This window comes from Achromobacter sp. KK8 (assembly GCF_054188005.1).
This window is the reverse complement of sequence record NZ_CM135178.1, coordinates 580238-606046: the sequence shown is the minus strand read 5'-3', so window position 1 is coordinate 606046 and position 25809 is coordinate 580238. Positions and strand designations below refer to the sequence as shown.

Annotated in this window: 21 protein-coding genes; 10 read left to right on the top strand and 11 right to left on the bottom strand. The window is 67.3% G+C overall.

Annotated features, from left to right (window positions below):
* Positions 1-2: 2 nt before the first annotated feature.
* Positions 3-3407, bottom strand: coding sequence for a response regulator (locus ACVN9Z_RS02905; protein ID WP_155872306.1), 3405 nt, complete (start codon positions 3405-3407; stop codon positions 3-5).
* Between the two features lie 168 nt (positions 3408-3575).
* Here ACVN9Z_RS02905 and ACVN9Z_RS02900 point away from each other — a divergent pair, with 168 nt between their 5' ends.
* The 3 genes from ACVN9Z_RS02900 (at position 3576) to ACVN9Z_RS02890 (ending at position 5249) form a co-directional block, all read left to right on the top strand.
* Complete coding sequence (locus ACVN9Z_RS02900; protein ID WP_223308610.1) at positions 3576-4010, top strand: response regulator; 435 nt, start codon at positions 3576-3578, stop codon at positions 4008-4010.
* A 140-nt stretch (positions 4011-4150) separates the two neighbouring features.
* A complete protein-coding gene (locus ACVN9Z_RS02895) occupies positions 4151-4633 on the top strand; it encodes a hypothetical protein (protein WP_054484798.1) in 483 nt (160 codons plus the stop codon).
* Between the two features lie 148 nt (positions 4634-4781).
* On the top strand, positions 4782-5249 hold the full coding sequence (locus ACVN9Z_RS02890) for a RidA family protein (protein WP_054445862.1): 468 nt from the start codon (positions 4782-4784) through the stop codon (positions 5247-5249).
* Positions 5250-5267: 18 nt separating this feature from the next.
* Here ACVN9Z_RS02890 and ACVN9Z_RS02885 read toward each other — a convergent pair whose 3' ends face one another.
* The 4 genes from ACVN9Z_RS02885 to ACVN9Z_RS02870 are packed head-to-tail and all read right to left on the bottom strand — an operon-like array spanning position 5268 to position 9088.
* Complete coding sequence (locus tag ACVN9Z_RS02885; RefSeq protein ID WP_054481836.1) at positions 5268-6218, bottom strand: LysR family transcriptional regulator; 951 nt, start codon at positions 6216-6218, stop codon at positions 5268-5270.
* Between the two features lie 28 nt (positions 6219-6246).
* Positions 6247-7623 (bottom strand): RidA family protein, encoded by a 1377-nt coding sequence (locus ACVN9Z_RS02880; protein WP_241123137.1) that lies wholly within the window; start codon positions 7621-7623, stop codon positions 6247-6249.
* Positions 7624-7668: 45 nt separating this feature from the next.
* Positions 7669-7971, bottom strand: coding sequence for a DUF4148 domain-containing protein (locus tag ACVN9Z_RS02875; RefSeq protein WP_081089674.1), 303 nt, complete (start codon positions 7969-7971; stop codon positions 7669-7671).
* A gap of 37 nt (positions 7972-8008) precedes the next feature.
* Positions 8009-9088 (bottom strand): alkene reductase, encoded by a 1080-nt coding sequence (locus ACVN9Z_RS02870; protein ID WP_155872311.1) that lies wholly within the window; start codon positions 9086-9088, stop codon positions 8009-8011.
* A gap of 121 nt (positions 9089-9209) precedes the next feature.
* Between ACVN9Z_RS02870 and ACVN9Z_RS02865 the strand changes: the two genes are divergently transcribed.
* Positions 9210-10106 (top strand): LysR family transcriptional regulator, encoded by an 897-nt coding sequence (locus ACVN9Z_RS02865; protein WP_155872313.1) that lies wholly within the window; start codon positions 9210-9212, stop codon positions 10104-10106.
* 91 nt (positions 10107-10197) lie between these two features.
* On the opposite strand, the gene ACVN9Z_RS02860 is transcribed toward ACVN9Z_RS02865, so the two are convergent.
* The 6 genes from ACVN9Z_RS02860 to ACVN9Z_RS02835 form a co-directional block, all read right to left on the bottom strand.
* On the bottom strand, positions 10198-12675 hold the full coding sequence (locus ACVN9Z_RS02860; RefSeq protein ID WP_427200008.1) for a TonB-dependent siderophore receptor: 2478 nt from the start codon (positions 12673-12675) through the stop codon (positions 10198-10200).
* 132 nt (positions 12676-12807) lie between these two features.
* Complete coding sequence (locus tag ACVN9Z_RS02855; RefSeq protein WP_458213074.1) at positions 12808-13836, bottom strand: FecR domain-containing protein; 1029 nt, start codon at positions 13834-13836, stop codon at positions 12808-12810.
* A 4-nt stretch (positions 13837-13840) separates the two neighbouring features.
* Positions 13841-14368: a sigma-70 family RNA polymerase sigma factor gene (locus tag ACVN9Z_RS02850; RefSeq protein ID WP_054497265.1), complete on the bottom strand. Its 528-nt coding sequence runs from the start codon at positions 14366-14368 to the stop codon at positions 13841-13843.
* A gap of 218 nt (positions 14369-14586) precedes the next feature.
* Complete coding sequence (locus ACVN9Z_RS02845) at positions 14587-15432, bottom strand: PA3715 family protein (RefSeq protein ID WP_054442757.1); 846 nt, start codon at positions 15430-15432, stop codon at positions 14587-14589.
* 120 nt (positions 15433-15552) lie between these two features.
* On the bottom strand, positions 15553-17628 hold the full coding sequence (locus tag ACVN9Z_RS02840; protein ID WP_238911298.1) for a PIG-L family deacetylase: 2076 nt from the start codon (positions 17626-17628) through the stop codon (positions 15553-15555).
* Positions 17629-17754: 126 nt separating this feature from the next.
* Positions 17755-18429 (bottom strand): ankyrin repeat domain-containing protein, encoded by a 675-nt coding sequence (locus tag ACVN9Z_RS02835; protein ID WP_020926427.1) that lies wholly within the window; start codon positions 18427-18429, stop codon positions 17755-17757.
* 200 nt (positions 18430-18629) lie between these two features.
* Between ACVN9Z_RS02835 and ACVN9Z_RS02830 the strand changes: the two genes are divergently transcribed.
* The 6 genes from ACVN9Z_RS02830 to ACVN9Z_RS02805 all read left to right on the top strand — a co-directional run bounded on the left by ACVN9Z_RS02830 (position 18630) and on the right by ACVN9Z_RS02805 (position 25792).
* The gene (locus ACVN9Z_RS02830; protein ID WP_112957972.1) at positions 18630-19538 is read left to right on the top strand and encodes a LysR family transcriptional regulator; all 909 of its coding nucleotides are present in this window, start codon (positions 18630-18632) and stop codon (positions 19536-19538) included.
* A 92-nt stretch (positions 19539-19630) separates the two neighbouring features.
* Positions 19631-20332, top strand: a complete 702-nt coding sequence (locus ACVN9Z_RS02825; RefSeq protein ID WP_232066999.1) for a DsbA family oxidoreductase — start codon at positions 19631-19633, stop codon at positions 20330-20332.
* Positions 20333-20418: 86 nt separating this feature from the next.
* Positions 20419-21432: a cyclase family protein gene (locus ACVN9Z_RS02820; RefSeq protein ID WP_112957971.1), complete on the top strand. Its 1014-nt coding sequence runs from the start codon at positions 20419-20421 to the stop codon at positions 21430-21432.
* Between the two features lie 118 nt (positions 21433-21550).
* Positions 21551-22327 carry a PAS domain S-box protein gene (locus ACVN9Z_RS02815; RefSeq protein WP_006385988.1) on the top strand — a complete coding sequence of 259 codons (777 nt, stop codon included), beginning with the start codon at positions 21551-21553 and terminating at the stop codon, positions 22325-22327.
* A 142-nt stretch (positions 22328-22469) separates the two neighbouring features.
* A complete protein-coding gene (locus tag ACVN9Z_RS02810; protein ID WP_458213073.1) occupies positions 22470-23996 on the top strand; it encodes a PA domain protein in 1527 nt (508 codons plus the stop codon).
* A 146-nt stretch (positions 23997-24142) separates the two neighbouring features.
* Complete coding sequence (locus ACVN9Z_RS02805; protein WP_026384059.1) at positions 24143-25792, top strand: 3-(methylthio)propionyl-CoA ligase; 1650 nt, start codon at positions 24143-24145, stop codon at positions 25790-25792.
* Positions 25793-25809: the final 17 nt, after the last annotated feature.

Here is a 25809-nt window from a genome sequence, read left to right as displayed (position 1 = left end):
CGTTACTTGCGCATCCAGACGCGCACCAGCGACAACAGCCGTTCCACGTCCAGCGGCTTGGCGATGTAGTCGTTGGCGCCGGCGGCCAGGCATTTCTCCTGGTCGTCCTTCATGGCCTTGGCGGTCAGCGCGATGATCGGCAGGCGGCGCCACTCCGGCCGCGCGCGGATCTCGCGCATGGCGGTGTAGCCGTCCATCTCGGGCATCATGATGTCCATCAGCACCAGGTCGATCACCCGGTGGCCGTCCACGCCGACGCGGTCCAGCGCCTCGAGGGCCTCGCGGCCGTTGCGCGCGATCTCCACCCGCAGGCCGGTCGGCTCCAGAATGCTCGACAGCGCGAACACGTTGCGCACATCGTCCTCGACCACCAGCACCGTGCGGCCTTCAAGCGCGCTGTCGCGGCTGCGGGCCAGCTCCAGCATCTGGCGCTGCTGCGGCGGCAGGTCGGCCTCGACCTGGTGCAGGAACAGCGTCACCTCGTCGAGCAGGCGTTCGGGAGAGCGCGCGTCCTTGATGATGATGGACTTGGAGAAGCGGCGCAGTTGCTGCTCCTCGTCACGCGACAGCGCCCGGCCCGTGTACACGATCACGGGCGGGAACGACACGCTCTCCTGCTCGGCCATCTCGCGCAGCAATTCGTAGCCGCTGATGTCGGGCAGGTTCAGGTCCATGACCACGCAATCGAAGGTGGTCTCGCGCAGCAGCTCCAGGGCGGCGCCGGCGGTCGCGGCCGGCACGATCTCCACATCGTCGCGCGCCAGAAGCTCCCGCACGCTTTCGCGCTGGCGGTCGTCGTCCTCCACCACCAGCACGCGCCGCACGTTCTGGGTGAACTTGGCTTCCAGGCGCAGCAGCGCCTGGGTCAGTTCCTCGCGCTTGACGGGCTTGAGCGCGTAGCCGATCGCGCCGCGGCCCATGGCCTCCTGGGCGTAGTCGGCCACCGACACGATGTGCACCGGGATGTGGCGCGTGTGGGGGTTGCGCTTGAGCTGGTCCAGCACGCCCAGGCCCGAGAAGTCGGGCAGGTTGATGTCGAGCACGATGGCGTCGGGCCGGCGCTGCGCCGCCAGCGCCAGACCGTCGGTCGCGGTGTGCGCGGCCAGACAGCCGAAGCCCATTTCGCGCGCCAGGTCGCCGAGAATGCCGGCGAAGCGTTCATCGTCCTCGATGACCAGGATGGTGCGGCCGGCCTCGCCGGCCGGTTCCGGGTCCGGCTGGACGGGCTCGGCCGCAGGCGCGGCGGCGGGCGCCGCCCAGGCGGGGATGGCGGGCGGCGTCGGGATCGGCGCGGGCAGGCTGGGGACGGGCGCCGCAGGCGTGGCCTCCAGGCGCATCGGCAGCAGCAGCGTGAACACGCTGCCTTGCCCCGGCGTGCTGACCAGCGACAGGGATCCGCCCAGCAGCTTGGCCAGGTCGCGCGAGATCGACAGCCCCAGACCGGTGCCGCCATGCTTGCGATGGCTGCTGCCATCGGCCTGGCGGAAGGCCTCGAAGATCAGTTCCTGCTGGTCGGCCGGCACGCCGATGCCGGTGTCCTGCACGGCGAACGACAGCATGTTGCGCGGCGCGCGCGACACCTTGAGCGCAACGCTGCCTCGCTCGGTGAACTTGAGGGCGTTCGACAGCAGGTTCTTCAGCACCTGGCCCAGCCGCTGCGGGTCGGTATGCAAAGACGCCGGCACGTCGGCGGCGATGTCCAGTTCCAGGGTCAGGCGCTTGTCCTGCGCGATCGGGCGCAGCGGATCCAGCAGCCGCTCGAGCGCCGGCGCGATGGCCACGGCCTCGACGTCCACGGTGGCCTGGCCGGCCTCGATCTTGGCCAGGTCCAGAATGTCGTTGATCAGCGCCAGCAGGTCGCTGCCCGCTTCGTAGATGGTCTGCGCATACTTGACCTGGTCGGCGCTCAGGTTGCCCGGCTTGTTCTCGGACAGCAGCTTGGACAGGATCAGCGTCGAATTCAACGGGGTGCGCAGTTCGTGGCTCATGTTGGCCAGGAACTCGCTCTTGTACTGGCTGGCCTGCGTCAGCAGCCGCGCCTTGTCGGTCAGCGCGCCCTGCACCCGCAACAATTGCTCGGTCTGCAGTTCCAGGCTGACGTTGGCTTGCTTGAGCTCGGTCTGCTGCACCTCCATGCGCGCCTGCGATTCCTGCAGGATGCGGCTCTGCTGTTCCAGCTCTTCATTGCTGACGCGCAATTCTTCCTGCTGGGTCTGCAGTTCTTCCGACTGGCGCTGGGTTTCCGCCAGCAGCGCCTCCAGCCGCGTGCGGTCCAGGCCGGCGCGGATCGCCGAGGCCAGCATCTCGGAGGCGCCCTCGAGCAGGCTGCGCTCGCTCTGGCCCACGGCGTGGGTGAAGCCCAGTTCGATCACGGCATAGACGCGATCGTTCTGCATGGCGGGCGCGAGGATCAGCTCGGCCGGATTGGACGTGCCCGTGGCCGACGAGACCGGGAGGTGGCCGGGCGGTACATCGCGCAGGTGCAGCAGCTTGCGCGAGCTGGCCGCCTGCCCCACCAGCCCTTGCGCGGCGGGGATCTTCTGCGCCAGGCGCTCGGCCGGCAGGGCGTAGCCGCCGAAGAGTTCCAGCTCGTCGCCGCCGTGGTTGACGACGTAGCCGGCGCCGACGCTGGCGTGCAGGTAGTCCGCCAGGTAGTCCAGCGCGCGCTTGCCGATTTCGTCCAGGCGATGATCGCCCCGCAAGCGCAGGCTCAGGCCCGAGAGGCCGGTCGTGACCCAGGCCTGGCGCGCCTTGGCGCGGTACTCACGGATGGTCACGGCGGCCGACGCCAGGATCAGCGCCAGCAGCAACATCGACCCGCCCCATGAGTAATAGGTCGAGGTGGTCGAGGCTGCGGCCCAGGTTTCGCGTTGCTCCTCGACCTGGCCCAGCTGGCGCGTGTACAGATCGGCGACCAGGTCGCGCAACCGGTCCATCGCTTCCTTGCCGGCATCGGTGCGCACCACGGCCATTGCGCCTTCCACGTCGCCGGCCTTGCGCATTTCGATGGTCTCGCGCAGTTCCGTCAGCTTCTGCTGGGTGATGCCCGCGATGTCGTTGACGATGCGGCGTTGCGCCGAATCCGCGGTGGCTGCTTCCTTGACCAGCGCCAGGCGCTGTTCGATCAGCGGCACCGAGCGCAGATACGGCTGCAGGTATGCCGGGTCGCCCGTCAGCAGGTAGCCGCGCTGGCCGATCTCGGCATCCTTGAGCGCCGAGTTGAACAGGCTCAGTTGGCGCACGGTCTCGGTGGCGCGGTCCATGGCCCTGACCGCCTCCGTCCGCGTCTCGGCCGAGCGCACGTTGACGAAGGCGATGACCAGGGTGGCCAGCGCCGCCGTCACGAAACCAGCCATCAAGGTGCGCGGAAGGGTGTGGCGGCTGGCGGATTGTTGCGAATTCGGCATGAGAACGGTTTAAAGTTCGGGGGACAGACCGGTGGACTATACAGGGGTATGGGGCACTCGTTGCGCCCGGATACAAATACTTAGCACATGAAGGGCCCGCATGTCCTAGGATTCGACCTCTCCCCCTGTTTTGCCCGCCGGCGTCTTGAATGCGTGGCACCGACAACCATGACGAAAATCCTTTTGGTCGACGACCAGGCCGTGCTGGTCGCCCTGATGAGTGAATTCCTGAGTGGCGAAGGCTATGACGTCACGACGCACACGGACGGCTTGACCGCGCTGCGGCAAATGCTCGAAGTGCAGCCGGATCTGGTCATCACGGACTTCTCCATGCCCGGCATGGATGGCGGGGCCCTGCTGACCGCCATGCGCGAGAATGCCTACCTGTGCGACACGCCAGTGCTGGTGCTGAGCGGCCGCCCGGAATCCGAGATCGCCGCGGCCTGTGAAGGGCGCGCCACCCTGATGCGCAAGCCCGCCGAGCCGCAGGATGTGCTGGCGGCCGTGCGCCGCCTGGCGCCCGTCCCCACGCGGCGGCCGCGCGTTGATGCGGCGGTCTTCGCGGCTGGCGAGGCCCGCGAACTCGCAGCCCTGGCCGCGTAGCGCCGCCTCATCGCGCGCCCGACCTGGACCTGGCCTGCTTGGCGGGCGTGTTTCCGTTGGCGTCGCGCGCTTCCCGCGGACACCCCTGGGCCGGCGGGAGCTGGACCGGCGTGGCGTCGCCCCCGTCCAAGGAAACCGACATGACATCGCAACCGCAACGCTTCGTGGATCATCTTGCCGCACAGGGCTGGACCTTGCGGCGGACCGCGTCCGAGCCGACGCCGGCGGTCGCGCCGCCGGGCGACCGGCACGGCTATGGCGCTTTCCTGGCGACGTTCACCGAATTGCACAACGCGGACCAGACACGCTGGTTCCTGAGCGCGGCCGACCACGACGGCACGGCGGACGGCGCCTTTGCCTGGCACACGCTGCGCGACATCAGCCTGGAGGCCGCGCTGGACGAGGCCGGCCGGCAGGCGGTCCTGGACTTCTGGCGGCGGCACACGCTGATCTACATGAGCGTTGCCGGTGAATACGAATTCCTGGCGATAGAGGTAGATTCGGGCCGCATCGTGCACGGCATCGAGCCGGAGTTCGAGGACACCCGCGAGGTCGCCCCGAGCCTGGCGGCCCTGTTCGAAGACATGATGGCGGGCCGCGCCGCGGCGGCGCTGCTGGCGTAAGGCCGCTCGCTCCACAGGCAGTGCAATTCTGCGTCATCCAGCGCGCAAAATTGCGCCCTGAGCGCCGGGGATGCTTGCTAGCCTGTGGATTCTCTCCCACACAGGTGCAAGCGGCGCCCCTCGCTGCGGCGCCGGCAAAGGATCACACATGAACACGACCGCGTATCCCATCGGCAAGCAGGCCGCTTATTTGAACGTGCCCTGGGAAAGCGCCTACGGCTATGCGCAGGCGATCCGGGTCGGCCGTGAAATATACGTGTCCGGCCAACTCAGCCATGACGACACGGGTAATCTCGTGGCGCCTGCCGAGTTGGACAGCCATGGCCGCCCGAGAGATTTCTCGGACATGGAAGCGCAAATGCGCAGGACATACGACAACATTTCCAAGGTGCTCGCGCAATTCGGCGCGACGCTCGATAACGTGGTCGAGGAAACCCTGTACGTACTGGACGTTGACGCCGCGTTCGCCGCGGCCGGCAAGGTGCGCAAAGACGCCTACGGAACCCAACGGCCACAGTGCGCGAGCAATCTGATTGGCGTGGCGCGGCTTGCCATGTCCGCACAGCTCATCGAGATTTCCTGCAAAGCCATTCTTGGCCGCGGCGCCGAAGCGTAACGCCGCGGGTGGTTGTGTTCAGGCAATGGACGCGGGCCGGTGGCCCTCGATGAGGGACTTCTGTCCGCGCACGGCTTCCGAGCAAAAGTGCATGAAGCGCTGTACGGGAGGCGACATCCGGATGTCCGGATGGGTGAGCAGCCAAAGTTCATCGTCGAGCTCTGGCTCGGTCGGACCCATACGAACCAACCCGGGCGTTGAGTCCCCCAGCATGCAGGGAAGGAATCCCATCCCCATGCCGGCCGAGATGGCGGTGTGCACTGCCGCCACGGAATCCGCGCGATACAGGATGCTCTGTGGCGCGACGCGCATGTCGACGTACGCCACCGCCCGCAGCCCGGATAGGCGGCCGGCGTAGGATACCCAGACTTGATCGTAGAGGCGCTCGTTTGACGGCGTTTTGTGAGGAAAGTCTGCCCGGCGGCCATACGGCGCCCACGCAATCGTCGCCAGACGCCGCCCGATGAGCGTATCGGGCGGCGTCTTCGTAGCCCGCAGGGCGACATCCGATTCGCCGCGCGCCAGATTCAAGGAGTCGTTGCCGACCAGAATTTCAATCTGTATTGCGGCATGACTTGTTCTGAATGCGGCAACGATAGGCGTCAGGAAGTGCAGAAGCAGGGAATCACTGGTGGTTATGCGCAGACTACCAACGGGTTCGTGGCTGGACGATCCAATCTGCCGGGCAACGCTGACGATGTCCAGTTCGATGCGATCGCCCAGCGCTCGCAGTGCTTGCCCTGCCTGCGTCAAGGTATAGCCCGTGCGCCGGTGCGTAAAGATCTTGATCCCAAGGGTTCGTTCCAGACGCGCGATCCGCCGCGACAAGGTGGAGACATTCCAACCCAGGGCATCCGCTGCGCTCGTCCGGCTTCCCGAATCGCTGAGCGCCTTGACTATCCTCAGGTCGTCCCAGGAAAGGTGGTTCGTAGCGACGTTGTGCGCCGTCAGTAGCGGAAGACCGGGCATCGCAGGGTTCCTGACAATGGCGGGGGCGTCAGGGCACGTATGCCGTAATGTCCAGGAGCGTGTGGGCGCCGGCGATCACCAATGGCCCGCCCGTCACCAGCGTGGTTGATGCCGGCTTGAGACCTGGGAAATGGTCAGACCATTCGCTCATCGCTTCCGCGAAGTTCTGGCCGTCGTCGTGGAAGCAGACTCGCTTCACTACGTTTTCCAGCGATGAACCGGCGGCCAGGCAAATCTCGCCCACGTTCTTGAGCATGTAGGCCATCTGCTGCCGCGACGGTTGGCCGTAGTATGGGAAGTTGGGATGACGGCTCATGCCGGCTGCCAGCTTGCCTGTCGAATCGAACGCCATCTGTTGGCTCAGGAACAACAGGTTGCCGGCCTTGACCGCCTGGGGCTCGTGGCTGAAGGGCTGGGGGGCTTTGTCGGTGTGCACGATGTCGATCGTCTTGCGGCTGTGGTCGGCAAGCAGGGTCAACGCGATTTCGATGCGGCGCCCCTTGCCGCCGGTCAGGCCCATGTTTGGCATGACCACGCGGGCGGGCGGATTCTTGGGAAACCAACGCTTCCATGCGGCTTCCATCCCTGCATATTCGGACGGATGGCCGATATGGATCTCGGCCTTGACGGTGCGCCGCAGCGATGCGCCGGCTTTTTCCGCCAGCTTGGCGAAGTGGCTCAGGATCTGATCGGCTTGCTGTTCCGTCCCGCCGCTGACCGCGGTGCGCTGCCAGGTTTCGCTCGACAGAAAGACCCAGTCCCCGCGGCGGATCACGGCTGCCTGGCCGGGAGCCGGCGCGGGCGACTCAAAACCTTCGTTGCTCGAGCCATCGTCTATGCAGATAAGGTCGACTTCGAGCCGGGTGTCCTTGACCATCAGCGCTTTGACCCCCATGGACGTCGAGATGGGGCCGGGCGACTGTAGAAAGCCGGCCCGTTCGCTAAAGAGCGCCGCGGTCGGAATGCGAGGCCAGTTGTCGCCCTTGGCGAGTTCTTCAGCCGTCGGATAAGGCGAGGTGAGCCACTGCCACAGGCGCGCCGTGTCCCGGCCAAAGTCCAGTCCGGCGGCGGCTACCGTCTTCGCCACATTGCTCATGACGAAGCGCGTTTGCAACGCCAGCTGCTCGGCATCGGGGCCATTGCTGATGGCCTGCGGCGCCACGCCTGTCTCGAAATCGCTGGCCAACTGGCCTGCGATGAAGAGCCAGCCCGCCGCCTTGAGGGCCGGGGTATAGGGCATCAGCGGCTTCTCGATACCGCCAGGCCAGATCGGCGTCGGGGCGAGATCCCCGGCAGGCGAGGCTTGGGCCTTCCCGCCCGCTCGAGCGGCGATGGGCGTGGACAACGCGATTCCCGCGGCTGCGGCGCCCTGCAGGAAAGTCCTGCGGTTGATGGTATGAGGCATGTCGGTTCCTTCCTTGAAATCAATTTGAATGAGAAATATGGAAAATCATCGCGTGCGTGGCGATGCGTTTGGGGGGGACGCCGGCGCGATTTGAGCGGGTGCCGGTGCGTCTGTCGGTGCGCGTCGCGGTGTGAGGGGATCGATGGCCGAGGGCGCGGCGTTGCCTCGCCACATTTCGCCCGCCTTGCGCGCCGCGATAAGTTCTTGAAGAACCTGTTCGCGCGATTTTCCGGTTGCGGGCGTCTGCCGTTGCGCTGCCGGCGCCGTCGACGTCGGTGAAGGCTCAGCGTGAGCGGCGCCGGCGCAGGCGGTCAGGACCGAGAGTGCGATGAAGAAGAATCGAGCCATGGGAGTTTCCGATGATCGGTCTGGTGGAGGGAGGAAATCAGCCCGGGACCTGCGCTTGATCCTGCAACCGCGGGTAGTCCGTATAGCCGCGCGCGCCGCCGCCGTAGAAGGTCTGCGGATCGGCTTCGTTCAACGCGTGTCCGGCGCGTAAGCGATGCACCAGATCCGGATTCGCGAGAGCCCAACGGCCCACCGGCGACACGTCGGCCAGGCCCGACTCAATGTCCTGCCCGATCAGTTCCAGCGGCCGGTTTACGCGGTTGACCAGCAGGGCGCCCGGCCACAACGCCCGGATGGCCTGCAAGAGCGGCTCATCGCCGTTATGGGCGATATGAAGGTATGCCAGGCCCAGCTTGGCAAGCTCGGCCACCAACGCGCGATACAGCTCGTCATGGTTCGATCCTTCGTCGATGCCGCCCAGACGGGATCCTGGCGAAAGGCGGATGCCCGTGCGGTCGGCCCCGATCTCTTGCGCGACCGCCGTGGCGACTTCCAGCGCAAAGCGCATGCGATTGGCGATCGAGCCGCCGTAGATGTCCTCGCGGGTATTCGCGTTGGGAGAAAGGAATTGCTGGATCAGATATCCATTGGCGGCGTGGATCTCCACGCCATCCGCGCCTGCTTCAACCGCGCGGGCCGCGGCCAGGCGGAAGTCGGCGACCGTGCCTTGGATTTCCGCCAGGGACAGCGCCCGCGGCCGGGGAACCTGTTTCAAGCCCGTGGGGGTGTAGATTTGCGCGTCGGGCGCGATCGCCGATGGGGCCACCGCCGGGCGGTGATGCGGCGTATTGTCCGGATGCGACATGCGTCCCGCATGCATGATCTGGATGAATAGGTGGCCCCCTTGCGCATGCACTGCGTCAGCGATTTCACGCCAACCCGCGACATGGGCGTCGGAATGCAGGCCCGGCGAATTGAGAAATCCCTGGCCATCCTCGGACGGCTGCGTGCCTTCCGAGATCAGCAGCCCCAGCGAGGCGCGTTGCGAGTAGTACTCGGCGGCGAATTCGCTCGGCGTGCCGTCGGGCATCGCGCGGCTGCGGGTGAGCGGGGACATCGCCAGGCGATGCGGAAGATTCATGCGTCCGATGCGGATCGGATCCCAAAGCGTGGTCATGCGGTTCTCCTGTGTAGGTCCGGAAATGGCGCCGGAAGCGTGCGGACACACAGTAGAACGTTTCAAAAACGAGATGAAGACTATATTATTTAGACATATCGTCTCAAATATGGATCAAACTATGGATCTATCCACACTGGCCGACTTCCATCTGGTTGCGTCGCAAGGTGGTTTCGGAAAAGCCAGCCGCGCGAGCGGCCGGCCCAAGGCCACCTTGTCCAGGCGCATCATGGACCTGGAGCAAAGCCTGGGGATACGGCTGCTTGAGCGAGGCTCACGCTCGCTTCGCTTGACGGACGAAGGGCAGGCCTTGTTGGAACGTATCCAGGGCCCGCTTGGCGAAATCGTGGAGGCGACGGAACTCGCTGTCGCCGGCCGGGCCACACCGCGAGGCCGGTTGCGCGTCAGCGCTCCCGTGCTGTTCTCGTCCACGTTGCTGGGGCGTCTGGCGGCCGGCTTCGCGAAGGCCTATCCGCAGGTCAGGCTGGAGATCATCGCCGAAGACCGCAACATCGATTTGGTGGAGGACGGCTACGACGCCGTCATCCGGATCAATCCGAGTCCCGACGCAACGCTGGTCGGACGTTGCTTTGCCCGGGACGAAATGCTGCTCGTCGCCTCACCCGCGCTCAAGCGCCCCGCCGCCGTGCCCGAAGGGGAGGCCGCGTCCGTGCCCGCGATCGTGTATGCGACCAGATACGATGGGGGAGTGTGGCGCTATCAGGATGGCGATACGCTGAACAGCGTCATGCCGGACGTGCGTATTCGAATGTCGTCAGTTCTGGCGATGCGTGATGCCGTAGTGGCGGGAGCGGGCGCGGCATTGCTCCCCAGGTCGTTGATCGAGACCGCCATGGCCAGGCGTGATCTCGTCGTCTGGGGCCGCATGCTGGATCGACCCATCGAACTCTGGGTGCTTCACAATTCCCGTCGGCTGGTCAGTACCAAGGTCACCGCCTTCGTGGAGTACCTCTGCAACGCATTTCCGACTCGCTTGCTGACAGGCATCGTTCTGTAGCGGTATCTGGACGCAAGCTACACGGATGCCTGTCGATGAGGTGCCGCCACCTCGATGTCGTCGAAGCGCTTCCTGTCGGCCTCATGCCCTCTCAAAAATCGTAGCGCAGCGTCACGCCGGCGAATCGTGGCGAACCGTAATGTCCATAACTGCCACCGATGCCCTGATAGTAGGCCTTGTCGAACAGGTTGTTGATGTTCAACGTCGCGGCCAGCTTCTTGTTGAACTGGTAGCGTGCCATCAGGTTGACCACCGTGTACGCGTCCTGCTTGACCGTGCTGTCATAACGGCTGAAGTACAACGAGGTCTTCGACGTCCAGTCGACGCCGCCGCCCACCGTCAGCCTGTTCCACGCCCCGCCCAGCCGGTACGTGGTCCACAGGCGCAGCGTGTCGACCGGCTGCTGGGTCAGCAACTGCGCGCCTTGCGCGTCTTCGGTTTTGGCATGGCTGAATCCCGCATGCATGTTCCAACCCGGCAGGATTTCGCCGGCCACTTCCAGGTCGATGCCGGTGGTTCTCGCGCCTTTGGCCGCGCGGTAAGCCGCGTTGTCCGTGCCCGGCACCGTATAGCCCGCGTCCAGTTCGGCGACGTTGTCTTTCTGGGACCGGTAGATCGCCACGCTGGTGTTCAGGCGACGGTTCAGGAATTCCCCTTTCCAGCCCATCTCGTAGTTCTTGCCCACGATGGGGTCGAGCACGTTGCCATTGCGATCCTGGGACGATTGCGGCTGGAAGATGTCGGTGTAGCTGGCGTAGACCGATTGCTCGGGCGTCAGGTCGTAGACAATGCCCGCGTAAGGGGTGATTTCGCCGCGCGCGCGCATGGTGTAGGTTTGCAGGAAGCTGTCGGCCGGGCTTTCATAGTAATAGTCGTAGTTGTAGTCGGACCGTCGGGCGCCCAGGATCAGGTGCACGTCATTGACCGGGTTCAGACGCAGCGCCGCATAGCTGCCATTCTGGCGTGACTTCACATTGAAGATCTCGCCCACGGTTCCGGTGTTGCCCGGCCGCGCCATGTTGTTGCCCCAGGTGCTGAAATCGACCGTGGACACGCCTACGTCCCAGCCTTTGTGCTTGTTCTCGTAGTGCTGGAAATTGAAGCCCGCAATGAAATCATGCGTCCGACCGCCCAGATCGAACGGGCCCTGGATCGTCACGTCCACGCCGGTCTGGGTTTGCGTCGCGCCAGCCCGGTAGGCCAGCATGCCCGCGCGGCCCGTGGCCTGGTCCAGGAACGAGCGGCCCGAACCCACCCGATACGAGCCGTTCAGGTTGGAGCGTTCCACGTCCATGTGGTTGGCGGCGACCTTGAATTGCCAGTCATGCGCCAATGCCTGCTCGAAGTTCAGCGTGTAGTTGGTGGTCTTGAATTCGTCGTACATCCAGCGCGCGCCCGAGCTGGTCGAGCGCGTGAAGTCCGTCCGCTGGCCGTTGGTGTAGAGCAAGGGCACACCTGGCGCGCCCGTCGCCTTGTAGCGTTGGTGGTCGATGCCGAACCGCAGCAGCGTGGTGTCCGTCAGGTCGGCTTCGACCACGCCGTACAACACGTCCTTGTCCTGCGTGTAGGCGTCCATGAACGTGTGGTTGTCCTGCTTGGCGACCACCATCCGGCCCCGCAGCGTTCCGTTGCTGCTCAGAGGGCCGGAGATATCGGCTTCAGCGCGATAAAGATCCCAAGAGCCTGCTCCCACCTGCGCGTAGGCCTGGAACTCGTGCGTGGGGCGCTTGCGGATCAGGTTGACGGTGCCGCTGGGGCTGCCGGCTCCCGTCATCAGGCCGGTGGCGCCGCGCACCACTTCCACGCGGTCATACAACGCCATGTCGAGCAAGGTGCTCGGCATGGTGCGTGACTGGTTCACCTGCGTGGTGGTCACGCCGTCCAGTTGATAGGTATCCATGGCGCTGCCGCGCGAATAGATGTTGAAGCGTTCGCCGCCATCCTGCGACATGGTGATGCCCGGGGTCTGGTGCAGCACGTCGGTCATGCTGTTGAGCTGCTGATCCTCGATCTGCTGCCGGGTGATGACGCTGATCGATTGCGGCGTTTCCCTGATCGACAGGTTCATCTTCGTCGCGGTGTTGCTGACGGGCACCGTGTAGCTGCCCGTGCCTTCGCTGACGGGCGCGTCGAAGCTGCCGAACACGGCGACCGGTTCCAGGACTGCGGCTGCGTTCGCATCAGCGCTCTCGGCGCGCAGGGTGTACGCGTTGTCGCTTTGCCGGACAGCCCGCAGCCCGGACCCGATGAGCAGCGCCTGGAAGGCTGCCTGCACCGTGTAGCGGCCCTGCAGGCCAGCCGTGGCCTTGCCTTGCGTGAGCGTGCCCGGCGCGGTCAGGAACACGCCGGCGTCCGCGGCCAGCTGGTTGAGGGCGGCGGTCAAGGGGCCGGCCGGGATGGCATAGTCGCGCGCGTCGTTGGCCTGGGCTAGCGCCGTCGGCGCCCACGCCGCCGCGCCGCCGGTCAGGCCGGCAACGGCCAGGTGCAGGGTAAGCGCGAAGGGCCGGATGGCAAAACGCGGGGCGGTGTCGGGCGCGCGGTCGGCGCGCAGGCGGGTACGGCGAAACATGAGATGAAAGTCCCTCAAGGCGTGGTGGTGAGCAGCGAGAGGGAAACCGTCGGCGGGTAGGCCTGATCTTCTCTCATTCCGTAAATCGGATGAGATTCAAAAACCCGAACTGGTTCTCGGAAAAATTTCTTGTCAGCGCGCGACGATCGATGTCCACCATGGCAGTGGCCGTTGCACGCGCACGGGCAGATTGCGTTCCAGCAAGTCCAGCGCGCGGTCGGGGTCGTCGGCGGGGAATACGCCCATGACGAGCATGTCGGCGACTTCCGGCGCCACGCCCAGATAGCCCTTGCGGTAACGTCCCAGCTCATTGACGAGCGTTTTCAAGGGGAGGTTGTCGGCCAGCACGACGCCCCGGCTCCACGCTTGGCGGGCGGGGTCGGCGCGCGCGGTGGACAGGATCCGTTCGGCGTCGAAGCGGGCTTGGCCGCCTGCCATGACGTTGACCGTCGCGCCGGCACGGTTGCGCACCGCCACTTCGCCGTCATAGACGTCCAGTTGAACCTGGTCTTGCGCCAGGCGCACGCTGAAACGCGTGCCCAAGGCCTGCATGCGTCCAAAACGGGATTCGACATAGAACGGCCGCCGCGCAGGGTCGGGCGCCGTAGCGATCAGGATCTCCCCGGCCAGCAGCGTCAAGCGGCGGGCGGCGTCGCGGTAATCCACATCCATTGCGCTTCTGGCGTTGAGCCAGATTCTGGATCCGTCTGTCAGCAGCAGGTCGCGCCGTTCTCCCGTGCCGGTGGCGTGGTCGGCGGCAAGCGCCAGTGCCTGATCGCGCAGCGGCGTATGGCGCCACCCCTGCCAGCCCAACAAGCTCGTGCCCAGCACGATGGCGCCGCCGCCCAGCAGTCGACGCCGTTTGAGCACGCCCTTGCGGGCCGCGGCGGCGCCCGCCAGCGCCGCTTCGCCTCCACCCACGCGCAGCGGCTCGAACCGCTGGCTGACGGCTTGGACGTGATGCCATGCCGTGGCGTGCTCGGTTCGCTCGCGCAGCCAGGCCTGCCACGCCTTCCTGTCCTGCTCGGTGACGCGATCCGCGCGCAACAGGGCAAACCAGTCGGCGGCCTGTTGCAGGCTGTCGAAATCGGCCGCCTGCAAGCGGCCCGGCGAGGGCGCGGCCCCATTGCCGGGAGGCGGATTTGGCAAGGGCGGCGCCATGCTCCTATCTGCCCAGCCCGGCATCGATCAAGGCGCATTGCAGCATGCCCTGGGCGACGTATTTCTGGACCATGCGTTCCGACACGCCGAGGTCCCGGGCGATGTCGCGGTAGGGCACGCCGTCCACCTGCGCCAGGATGAAGGCGGTGGCGGCCTTGTGCGGCAAGCGGCTCAGCATCGTGCCGATTTCCATCAGCGTTTCGATGACCAACGCGCGTTGCTCGGGCGACGGTTCGAACGATTCAGGGCGCGTGGCCAGTGTGTCCAGCCAGGCTTGTTCGACCTCGCGGCGGCGCCAGAAGTCCGCGCACAGGCCATTGGCCATGGCGCGCAAATAGCCCCGTGCCTCTGGAAAGCTCTTGAATCCTTGCGAGGCCGGCTTGCTGAGCAGGCGAAGGAAGGCGTCATGGGCCAGGTCGGCGGCGTCGGCCGCGTTGCCCAGGCGGCGTCGCAGCCACCCTTGGAGCCATTCGTGGTGATCGCCGTAGATCACGTCCATGGACGGTGCCGCACCGTATCCGTCAGCCTTCATTCCTGTTCAAGCCCGCGGCGCTGGGGCCTCTCCGTCTAGATTTTGCAAACGACTCTAATTCGCATTCGCAAGAATGGAAGCGAATCATACATCATGGCAAAACCCTTGGCATCAGCCTGGCGCGGGATTCCGCCAGGCAGGGCAATGAAGGCATTCGACAGTTGCGCCCAGCATGGCGTTGCGCTCTTGGGCCAATCCCATGCCGCGGTTGTCGCGCCTTATCCCGCGCCGTCCCGATCCAGCGATCGCAATCGTTCCGGAATCTGATAGCGCTGGCCGTCGAACTTCAGCGTGCGGGGCGTTTTGCCTTTGTCGACGACCTTTTCCTCGCAATCGCCGCGCACCACGGCCGCGCGGCTCGACTCGTAAGATTCGCTCGTGATGATGTCGCGGTATTCGTGGGTGACCGTGTCGGCCATGGACAGGGTGACGGCGCGGCTGGAGAACTTGCCTGCGCAGTTGGTGTCCCATTCGCCGCCGGAGCGGTGCACGATCAGGCCGTCCAGCACCATCGCCAGGCCCTTGGGGCCGATGTCGAACAGGCGCAGGCTGGTTTCGCCGAAGGGGTTGGCGCGCGAGGCGCCGACGCGGGAAATCCGCAGGCCGAAGGCGCGGCGGCCGGCGGTCACGTCGTAGCGGGCGGTGTCGAAGGACACGTCGGACAGGCGTACGGCATCGTCCGACATCACCCCTTCCAACCGGAGGTCGTGGCGGATCTTCAGGGTGGCGCGGTCCAGCACCAGGATGCGCAGGTCGCCCTGGTGTCCATCGTCCTGATTCGGCGTGTCCTGCATCAGGGGAATGGCCGCCAGCAGCAGGTCGGGTTTGGCGGGCCATGTCTTGCACGTCACGGCAAAGGGTTCGCCGTAGTCGGCATCGGCGATCCGCAGGACGATGTTGTCCTGTCCCAGGCGGATGTTGCCTTCGTTGTCGGCGCTCGGGGCCCGCGGGTAGGCCGCGCGCACGATGTCCGCGGCCTGCGGGCAGGCGTCGCGGGCCGCCTGGGCGGCGCCGGAGGCGAGCAACGCGGCCAGTGACGTGGCAAGGGCCAGATGACGGATCATGGGGTGAAGCTCTCCGGATTGGATGCGCCTTCGGCGTCGCAAGCATAGCCCAGTTTATCGGCGCGGCCGCCTGCGCGCGGCCATCGCGGCCATCGCGGTCGCGCACGGATCCACTACCGCTCATTGCACATGCGTGGGCGTGGCGGTGCGCGAGGCCTGGTTGGGCATGGGCTCCTGCGCCAAGGTGCCTGGCTCGGTGGAGGAGGGCCGTATCACGACGGCGTTGTGGCTGTCGTTGGCGCCCAGCTTGGGCAGGTCGGCGGGCCGCGCGGCCAGGGTGGCGAAGGGGCCGCCGCCATTGGACGGCATGCCGTCCAGCGTCAGGTTGGCCGCCCACAGGCCGTCGCGGCGCGACAGCACCTGGTAGCGCTGGGGGCCGCCTGCCATGCGAGCCACTACATATAGCGTGCCATTGACGAGATGGATCGCCGGTGGCGAGGTGGCTTCGGCCTGCAGCCTGGCGGGCTTGCCGTGCTCGACCAGCCAGAGCGGACCGTCCGCGCGTTCGAGGATCGCCAGCACCACGTTGCCTTGCGCGTCGGCATCGACGGCGGGGCGGCCGATGTAGGGCACGCCCAGGTCGACGGGCGCGCTCCAGTCCATTTCCATGTCGGTGGTGTCGCCGGCTTCCTCCAGCCGCGTCAGGTGATTGTTGGCGCGTTGGCGGAAATAGAGTTCGACCCGGTGTTCGTGGTTGCGGATCGCGGCCAGCCCGCCGGCGGCCTCCGGCGCGGCCACGCGGCGCCAGGGCTGCCAATCGGGGCGCTGGCCTTTGGCGGCCGGCAATTGGCGCGTGTAGAACAACTGGCCGCCGCCCGCCGACGCAAACACGATGTAGCGGCCGTCGTCGCCGCGCACGACCGCGGGGGCGCCGGTGGCGCCGTCCAGCGGCGGCAGGCTTTGCCAGTGGCCCCAGCTGCCGTCGATGCCGGACGGCGCGATCCAGTGCAGCAGGCCGTCGTAGCCGAGCGCGACGGCGGCGGCTTCGCCGCGCGGCGCCACCGCCGGGATCTGGCTGACGCGGATCCCGGCCAGCGCCTGCCAGCCCTGCCAGGTGCCGTCGTGGCGCTGTTTGTTGGCCCAAACGCCGCCCAGCGGATCGCGCGCCATCAACCCGGCGGTGCCGTCGGCGTGGCCGAAGGTGACCAGCGGACCGCCGGTGCGCCCGCCCAGGCTCTGCCAGCGGCGCTGGCCGGAATCCCAGCGATTGACGGCGGCATTGGTTTCGCCGGCGGCGTACACCACCAGGCCGTCGCGGCCATCGGGGTAGATCTGCGGCGGCATGTCCTGGCGCGAGACGTAGTAGGCGCGCTGCACCCAGGCGGCGGCGGGGCCGGCGGGTTCCTTGCAGCCGGTGGGGCCGGCGCAATAGTGGTAGTCGTTCCAGGCGTAGTGCTGGAAGATCACCGATTTGCTGGCGATCTCGTTTTCGGCGAGGTTGCTGGCGCGTTCCTGGCTGGGGTAGTCGATATAGCCGGTCTCGGCATAGTTGCCGGGGGCGCGCAGCATGGCCGCGCGCACCAGCCGCGCGCTGGCGATATGGTCGGGATGCCCGTGTCCGGCGCAGCGCCAGCACAGTTGCGTGTAGGGCACCGTGATGGTGTCGTCCAGGTGGCGCACGGTGGTCGGCTGGTACTGGCGGATCAGTTCGGCCAGGGTGTCGACCAGTTGCTCGCGCGAGTAGACCTCGGGGTAGGGCCCGAGCGTGTCCACCATCTGCCCGGGTTCCGATTCGGTGCGGCTCAGCGGGGTGAGGCTGCCCCAGCCCTTGCCCAGCCATGGGTCTTTCAGGCGCAGATGCCACAGTTGCACACGCGGGTTGCCGCTCAGGGTGAAGCGCGCGATCTGCCGTTGGCCCGCGTGGCCGGCGCTTTCCTTCCAGAGGTCGGGCTGGCGCGCCATGTAGGCGTAGGCGGCGCGCACGCCGCGCTCGCGGCCCAGCATGTAGGTGTCGCCTTCGCCGGCGTCGCTGGCCGTCAGGTAGACCACGCGCACGCAGCCGCCGGCCGCGATGTTGGACGCGATGTCCGGGTTCATGAACAGCAGGTCGTCATCCAGGTGGGCGACGAAGGCCAGGTCCTTGATGCCGTTGCATTGCGCCAGCGTGGGCGGCGCGGCCAGGGTGGGCGAGACCAGGCAGGCGAAAAACAGCGCCTGCGCGGCAAGGGAGAGCAGGGTCGTGCGTATCCGCGTCAAGAGGCTTTGCTCCGGAAGGCTGGGATATGGAATTGCCGGTTGCGGGCATCTTAGCAAGTCATGGCGGCGCTTGCGCGGGACGCGCGGCGCCGCTGCGCAGATGCGCGCCGACGCCGGGCGCCGCCCCTAGCGCGCGCCGGCGGCCTGCAGCATCGTCGCGATGGCTTCCTGGCCGCGCTGGCGCGCATGCCACAACGGGCTGCGGCCGTCGCCGTCCGGCAGGTTCACGTCGGCGCCATTGTCGAGCAGCAGCCTGACGACCGCCTGGTGGGCGGGGCCGCCATCGCTCAGGATGATGGCTTCCAGCAGGCCGGTCCAGCCGAGCCGGTTGACATGGTTGGGATCGACGCCGGCGCGCAGCAGCATGCGCACCGTGTCGACCAGGCCGCGCTCGCACGCCGGGATCAGGGCGGTACCGCCATACCGATTGGTGCTGCGCAGGTCGGCGCCATGGCGCAGCGTCTCGGCCAGGATGCCGTTGTGGCCGCGCGCGCCGGCGTACAGGTAGGCGCTGTCCTGCATGCGGTTCTTGGCGTTGACGTCGGCGCCCGCCGCCATGAGCGCCGTGGCGACGGCTTCCTGGTTGGCCAGCGTTGCCCGCAGAAGGGGCGTATTGCCGTCGGCGTCGCGCGCTTCAAGCGGCGCGCCCCGGGCCAGCAGCGCCTGGACGCGCGCAAGGTCGCCGGCGCCGGCGGCGCGCAGCAGCTCGGCGCCGGTCTCGCCTGCGCTGGCCGCGCCACTCTCCGCGACCGCCAGCAGGGCGGCCGCCAGGAACTTGCGCCAGGAACGGATGATGGACATGCCTGAGCCTCCTTGTCGTGGCAGGGAACGTGCCTCGATTATGCCGCCGTGGCGCGGTCGCGACGTGTCGTCGGCCCGCCCGGACGGCCACGCCCAGCGCCGATAGCGCTTGCTCCCGTTGTCCCCTCGCGGGCGATATGGTTTGGCGAATGCGGCGGATCGCTGCAGAATCGCGGGGTTTCCCCGCATCCGTTCCCGCCATGGACACCTTCAACTATATGCGCGCCTTCCGGCGCATCGTGGAACTGGGCAGCCTCGCCAAGGCGGCCGAGGACCTGGACATGTCGTCAGCTGGTCTGAGCAAGCAGCTGCGCGCCCTCGAAGCCCACCTGGGGGCGGTGCTGATCCAGCGCACCACCCGCAAGATGAGCCTGACCGACACCGGCGCCGCCTATTACGCCGAATGCTGCCGGCTGCTCGATGCGCTGGATGCGCTGGAGAAGTCCGTCAAGCGCCAGTCCGGCCGCGTTTCGGGACGGCTGCGCGTGAACGCGCCGGTGTCCTTTGCGCTGAGCGTGCTGTCGCCGTTGCTGGCGCGCTTCCTGCGCCAGTATCCCGAGCTGCGGCTCGATCTGGCCATGGAGGACCGGCTGGTCGACGCGGTGGGGCAGGGCTTCGACGTGTCGATCCGGCTGCGGGCGCAACTGGATGATTCCTCCCTGATCGCGCGTCGCCTGGCGTCGCTGACGCAGGTGCTGTGCGCGGCGCCTTCGTACCTGGAACGCCGCGGCCTTCCGGACAGCGTCGAGGCGTTGCGCGGGCATGACATCCTCAGCTATAGCCTGGCCGACAGCCCCGGTCCGGTTCCCGAGGAAGACGCTGGCCAGCCGGCCGATCCGCTGGCCGGCCCCGCGCTGATCCAGGTCAACAACAGCCTGATGCTGCGCGACCTGCTCGAGGCGGGGCTGGGGATCGGCGCCTTGCCGTCGTTCCTGGCCGGGCCCGCCCTGGCGGCCGGCAGGCTGGTGCGGGTGCTGCCCGAGCTGCCCGGCTCGCCGCGCCAGGTCTACGCCGTCTACCCGACCAGCCGCCACCTGCAACCCAAGGTCAAGGCGTTCGTCGACTTCCTGGCCGAGCACCTGCCCGCCGCCATGCGCGGCGATTCTTGACGGCCAGCGAATAAAGTCCTGCCGGCGAGCGCCTTACTCCCGGGCCTGCCCGTCCGTAAGCTGGCGTCCATTGAAACGAGATGGACGCCAACATGTTTTCGACTTCGCCTTTCGCCACTTCGGCCTCCGCTTCCGCATCCGCCGAAGCCGCCGCGCCCGCCACGCCGCTGACCGTGGATTTCTTCCATGACGTGGTCTGCGGCTGGTGCTACGTGATGTCGCCGCGCCTGCGCCAGGTGGCGGCCGAACTCGGCGTCACGGTGCGCCAGCGCAGCTTCGTGCTGCAGGAATCGCCTGAACAGATGCGCCGTGTGTTCGGCTCGATGGAACGCGCCAAGCGCGTGATCCTGGGCCATTGGGAGGCCTGCGCCCGCCATGATGACACGCCGCGTATCGACATCGAGGGCATGCGCGGCGAGACCTTCGACTATCCCAGCGGCCTGGCCGGCGCGCTGGCCTGCCAGGCCGCTCACCTGCTGGCCGGCGAGGCGGGCCACTGGGACCTGTTCGACGCCATCCAGCGCGCGCACCTGAGCGAGCATCGCAACGTCGGCGATACCGCGGTCCTGCTGGACATCGCGGCGGCGCTGGGATTCGACCGCCCCGAATTTGCCCGCGTGATGCAAGGCGAAGAAGCGCGGCGGCGCGTGCGGGAAGACCGCGCGGCCGCCGCGCGGCTGGGCATTGACTCCATTCCGACGCTGGTCGCGGGACCGCACCAGGCCCGCTTGCAGACCCTGCCGCTGGCCGATCTGCGCGATCGCCTGCTGGCGCTGATGCCGGCGCGCGCCTAGGCCCGCGCCTCGCCGTCAGGCCGGCTCATCCCTCATTTTCCATTCTTCCTGTCCGCCGGACGGGGATTTCACGCATAAGGTGCATCATGAACATCCGCCATACTTCCAGACTGCTCGCCGTGGCGCTGGGCACTGCCATCGGTTTCAACGCTTTTGCGCATGGCGCGCCGGCGCGCGCGCCCGCCTCCGGGCAGGAGGTCGGCATCAGCCCATGGGGGCCGGACGACGAGATCGGCCGCCTCAACCTCATCACGCCGGCCTCGCGCGCCGCCGTCATGTCGCGTGTGGCCGGCGACAAGGTCTATGACCTGGCCACGGAATACTACGTGGGCATGCCGAGCTGGCAGGATGCTGGCGATCCCCATTACCAGTTCTGGATGACGCACACGCCGCGGGGCACCGAAGTCGATGATCCGATGGGCGTGGGCAAGGACATGAACGCGATGCGCAGCTACACCGGCACCGCGTTCTCGATGTACAGCCACACCGGCACGCACATCGACGCGCTGAACCACTTCGGCATCCACGGCAGGATCTGGAACGGATTTCGCGCCGACGAACACCTGGGCGACCGCGGCTGGAAGCGCACCGGCATCGAGAAATTCCCGCCGTTGGTGGCGCGCGGGGTGCTGATCGACGTGGCCGCGCTGAAGGGCGTGGACATGTTGCCGGATTCGTATCGCATAACCCGCCAGGACCTGAAGGCGGCGCTGGCGCGGCAGAAGACCGAGCTGCAGCAGGGCGACATCGTGCTGATCCGCACCGGCCGCATGAAGCTGTACGACGACCCGGCCGCCTACATGGCCAAGCCGCCGGGCATGGGGCTGGACGCGGCCCGCTATCTGGTGGAAGAAGGCGGCGCCATGATCCTGGGCGCGGACAACCTCAGCTTCGAGACCTTCCCGTCGGAAGTCGCCGATGACTACGTGCCGCTGCATACCTACCTGCTGGCGCAGCAAGGCGTGCCCATCATCGAACTGGCGGCGCTGGACGAACTGTCGCGCGACAAGGTCTATGAGTTCGCTTTCATTGGCGGCCCGCTGAAGATCCGTGGCGGCGATGCGGCGCCGTTGCGCCCGGTGGCGATGCCGCTGCGCTGAGGACGCCGCCATGCGCGGACAGGCCGCGCCTGTCCGCCGGCCGGCGCGAAGTTGCTTTTCACGCCAACACCCCCTAGGCTGGCCGCTTGCCTGCAACCCTTTCCAGGAGGCGTCGCCCATGAACCCTGTCCGCCAGCCCGCTCGCGCACCGCAAGCGCCGGATTTCGAGGCCTTGATCGAGGCCGCCGGCGACCTGATCTACACGCTCGATCTGGAAGGCCGGTTCACCTACCTGAACCAGGCCGCCGAGCGCGTGCTGGGATTTCGCGCCAGGGCGTTGATGGGCCTGCCGTTCACCGAGGTGCTGACCGAGAACTCGGCGCAGATCGCCTCGCGCCACTACCGCCAGGGCGTCCTGGGACAGGACCGCACGCCGTTCTTCGAAGTCGAGGCGCGCCATCGCGACGGCCGTATCGTCCATCTCGAGGTGCGCGCCGGCCCGCTGATGCGGGGCGGGCAAGTGGTCGGGCGCCAGGGCATCGCCCGTGACATCAACGAGATCAAGGCGCTCCAGTCGCTGGTAACCGAGAAGTCGCAGCGCGTGACCCTGTTGGAGGAGCGCACGCGCATTGCGATGGCCATGTACGCGCGCATCGCCGAACTGGTGCACGGGGCGCCTGAGGCCGGCGAGGCGGGGGATGACAAGCTGCGCGAGGCGCAATGCATGCTCAGCCGTCTGGCCGCCGAAAAGCATGGGCTGAGCGCCTCGGACCTGAAGATCCTGGGCCTGCTGGCGCAGGGGCGGTCCAATGCGGAGATCGCCGGCATCGTCCACCGCAGTCCCCACACGGTCAAGGACAGCGTCAAGAAGATCATGTCGAGGCTGGGCGCCAGGCGACGCGCCGAGGCGGTGGCCTGCGCCATCAAGGCGGGCCTGATCGCGCCGGGGCCGTGAGGCCCGGCCGGCGATCGCGGCCAGATACCCCGCTTTGGGGGAGCCATACCCCCCGTCGGTGGTCTGCCGCCAGGCGCGGCGCTGCCGCACAATCGCATTCAGTATCGGTAGAACTGGCACAAGATCACCGAAGGAGACAAGCATGAGCAAGTGGAGGAACCTGCGCGGCGTGTGTGGCGCGGTGGGATGCGTCTTGCTGGCGGCTTGCGCGTCCGGGCCGCAGGCTCGCGGCCCGCAGGCCTTGCCGGCGCAAGCCGCTATGAAGGTGGACGGACGCGAATTCCTGCCGCGCGAGCAGGTGCGCCGCTGGCAGGAGGAACTGGACGCCATGGGGCTACGCGACACCGGCTCGCCCGCGCACGAGCGCTACGTCGACCAGTTGCACGAGCGGCTGCTGGCGGCGGGCGTGCGTGACCTGCGCTTCGAATCGCTACCGCTGGCGCGCTGGTCGGCCCAGCACTGGGCCTTGCAGGCCGCGGACGGCGAGCGGATCGCCGTCGCGGGCTACGTGCCTTATTCGGGCAGAACCGGCGCGCAAGGTCGGGAGGCGGGGCTGGTGTACCTGCCGCCGGGCGCGGCGCCGGACCAGCGTGTCGCTGGCAAGATCGTGCTGTTCGACCTGCCGCGCGCCACGCTTACCGGCGATTTCTTCCATCGGTTGGCGCTGCGCGCCTACGACCCGGCCGGTTCGTTGCCGCCAGGCGCGCCGTATGCGCGGCCCTACCAGGTCCTGGAGGTGTTGACCGCGCTGCAGGAAAAACTGCAGGCGGCGGGCGCCGTGGGCGCCATCGCCATCATCGACGCGCCGGCGCAGACCGCCGAGGGACTGTATGCGCCCTACGACCGGGAGTTGCGCGCCGTGCCGGCCTTGTACGTGGACCGTGACGCGGGACGCCGCCTGAAAGCGCTGGCGGCCAAGGGCGCCGCGCTGCGGCTGACGCTGGACGCGCAGGTGGAGCAAGTGCGCACGCGCAACCTGATCGGCGTCATTCCGGGGGCGACGGATGAGTGGATCGTGATCAACAGCCACACGGACGGCACCAACGGCATCGAGGACAATGGCCCCAATGCCATCGTCGATATGGCAGGCTACCTGTCGCGCCTGCCGCGCAGCTCCCTGCCGCGCGGCGTGATGATCATGCTGTCCAGCGGACATTTCGCGGGTGGCGCCGGGGTGCAGGATTTTCTGGCGCGCCATCAGGGCGACGCGCTGGCCTCGCGCATTGCCGCCGTCGTGACCATCGAGCACCTGGGGGCGATGGAGTGGCTGCCGGACGCAACCGGCAAGCTGGCGCCAACCGGAAAATTCGAACCTGTCGGCGTATTCATGCCGCCAATCCCGGCGCTGGTGGACGCCGCCGAAGCGATGGTGCGCCAGGCGGACGCGGGGCCGGCCTTCATCATGCCACCGCTCAACCCCAAGGGGGATGGCGGCCCGAACAACGCTGTCTGGCCAGGAGAGGGGCAGTACTTCTGGGGGCGCGGCCGGATACCAACCATCAACTACATCTCCGGCCCCAACTACCTGCTCAATTACGGCGTGACCACGGCCGACAAGGTCGACTACGCGCGCATGCAACGTGAAACCGTGGCCGCCACGCAGCTGTTGCTGGACCTGTCGCGCGTGCCGTTCGGGCAGTTGCGTCCCGAGCCTGCCGCCGCTCGCTAGCCAGCGCCCGGCGGCGTCGCACGCAGCAGGCCGCCCAATCTCCGTATATCCGCCGCCTTCGCCGCCGCCCCGCACGCCGGCGCGGGGTTGGCCGTGCCTGGCCGATGGCGCGTGTTTCGTTTTTCCCTCAAATCCTGGATGGAGCCATGTCGTCGATGCAACCGAATCCCCCGCCGGGCCAGATGATGAACCGCCCCTTGTTGATTTCCAGCCTCCTGCGGCACGCCGACCAATGCTTCGGCAGCACTGAAATCGTATCGCGCCGCGTGGAAGGCGATATCCACCGCTATACCTATCGCGACTGCCACCGGCGATGCCGCCGATTGGCCAATGCGTTGGCCGGACTGGGAGTCGAGCCGGGCCAGCGCGTCGCCACGCTGGCCTGGAACGGCTACCGCCATCTGGAGCTTTACTACGCCGTGTCCGGATCGGGCGCCGTCATCCATACCGTCAATCCGCGCCTGCATCCGGAGCAGATCGCCTATCTGCTGAACCATGCCGAAGATCAATACGTGTTCTTCGACCTGGACCTGCTGGACCTGGTGAGCCGGGTGGCGCCGCGCTGTCCGGGCGTGCGGGGCTATGTGATGCTGTGCGGGCGCGAGCAGATGCCCGCTGCCGCGCCCTTGGCCGGCCTGTCGTGCTACGAGGACTTGCTGGCGGCCGCCGGCGAGGCCTACGACTGGCCCGAGCTCGACGAGAACACGGCCAGCGGCCTTTGCTACACCTCCGGCACCACAGGCCCGCCCAAGGGCGTGCTCTATACGCAGCGCTCCACCGTCCTGCACGCCTACGCCGCGGCGCTGCCGGACGCGCTGAATCTGTCGGCGCGCGAAACCGTGCTGCCGGTGGTGCCGATGTTTCATGTCAACGCCTGGGGGCTGCCATATGCGGCGCCGTTGACCGGGGCAAAGCTGGTGCTGCCCGGCCCCGCGCTCGATGGCGCCTCGCTGCACGCCTTGTTCGAAGCAGAAGGCGTGACCTCGGCGGCTGGCGTGCCGACGGTGTGGCTGGGCCTGCTGGACTACGTCGAGCAGAACGGGTTGGCGTTCAGCGCCTTCCGCCGCACGGTGGTCGGCGGCGCGGCATGCCCGCCGGCATTGATGCGGGCATTGCGCGAACGGCACGGTATCGACGTGGTGCACGCCTGGGGCATGACGGAACTGTCGCCATTGGGCACCAGTTGCACGCTGCGGGCGGCTGAGCTGGCGCTGCCGCAAGCGGCCCGGGACGCCATCCTGGAAAGCCAGGGCAATCCGGTGTTCGGCATCGAGTTGAAGATCATCGATGCTCAAGGCGTCGAGCTCCCGTGGGACGGCCAGGCGCGCGGCGATTTGCTGGCACGCGGGCCATGGGTTGCCGACGGCTATTACCGGGGCGGCGAATCGCAAGCTCATCCCGGTTGGTTCGCCACCGGCGACATCGCGTCCATCGATGTCGACGGCCGGCTGCGGATACGCGATCGCAGCAAGGACGTCATCAAATCGGGCGGCGAATGGATCAGCTCCATCGAACTGGAAAATATCGCGATGTCCCACCCCGCGGTGGCCGAGGCGGCATGCATCGCGGTGCCGCATCCCAAATGGGGCGAGCGGCCGCTGTTGGTGGTTGTGCCGCGCGCCGGCATGAACCTGTCGCGCGATGCCTTGTTGGCCTTGTACGAAGGGCGCATCGCCAAGTGGTGGATTCCCGATGACGTCGTCTGCGTCGAGCGGCTGCCGATGGGCGTGACGGGCAAGGTGCTCAAGCACGTGCTGCGCGAGCGGTTCAACGAGCAAGGCCAGCCCATGGGCTGAGCCGGCCGCCGCCCGCG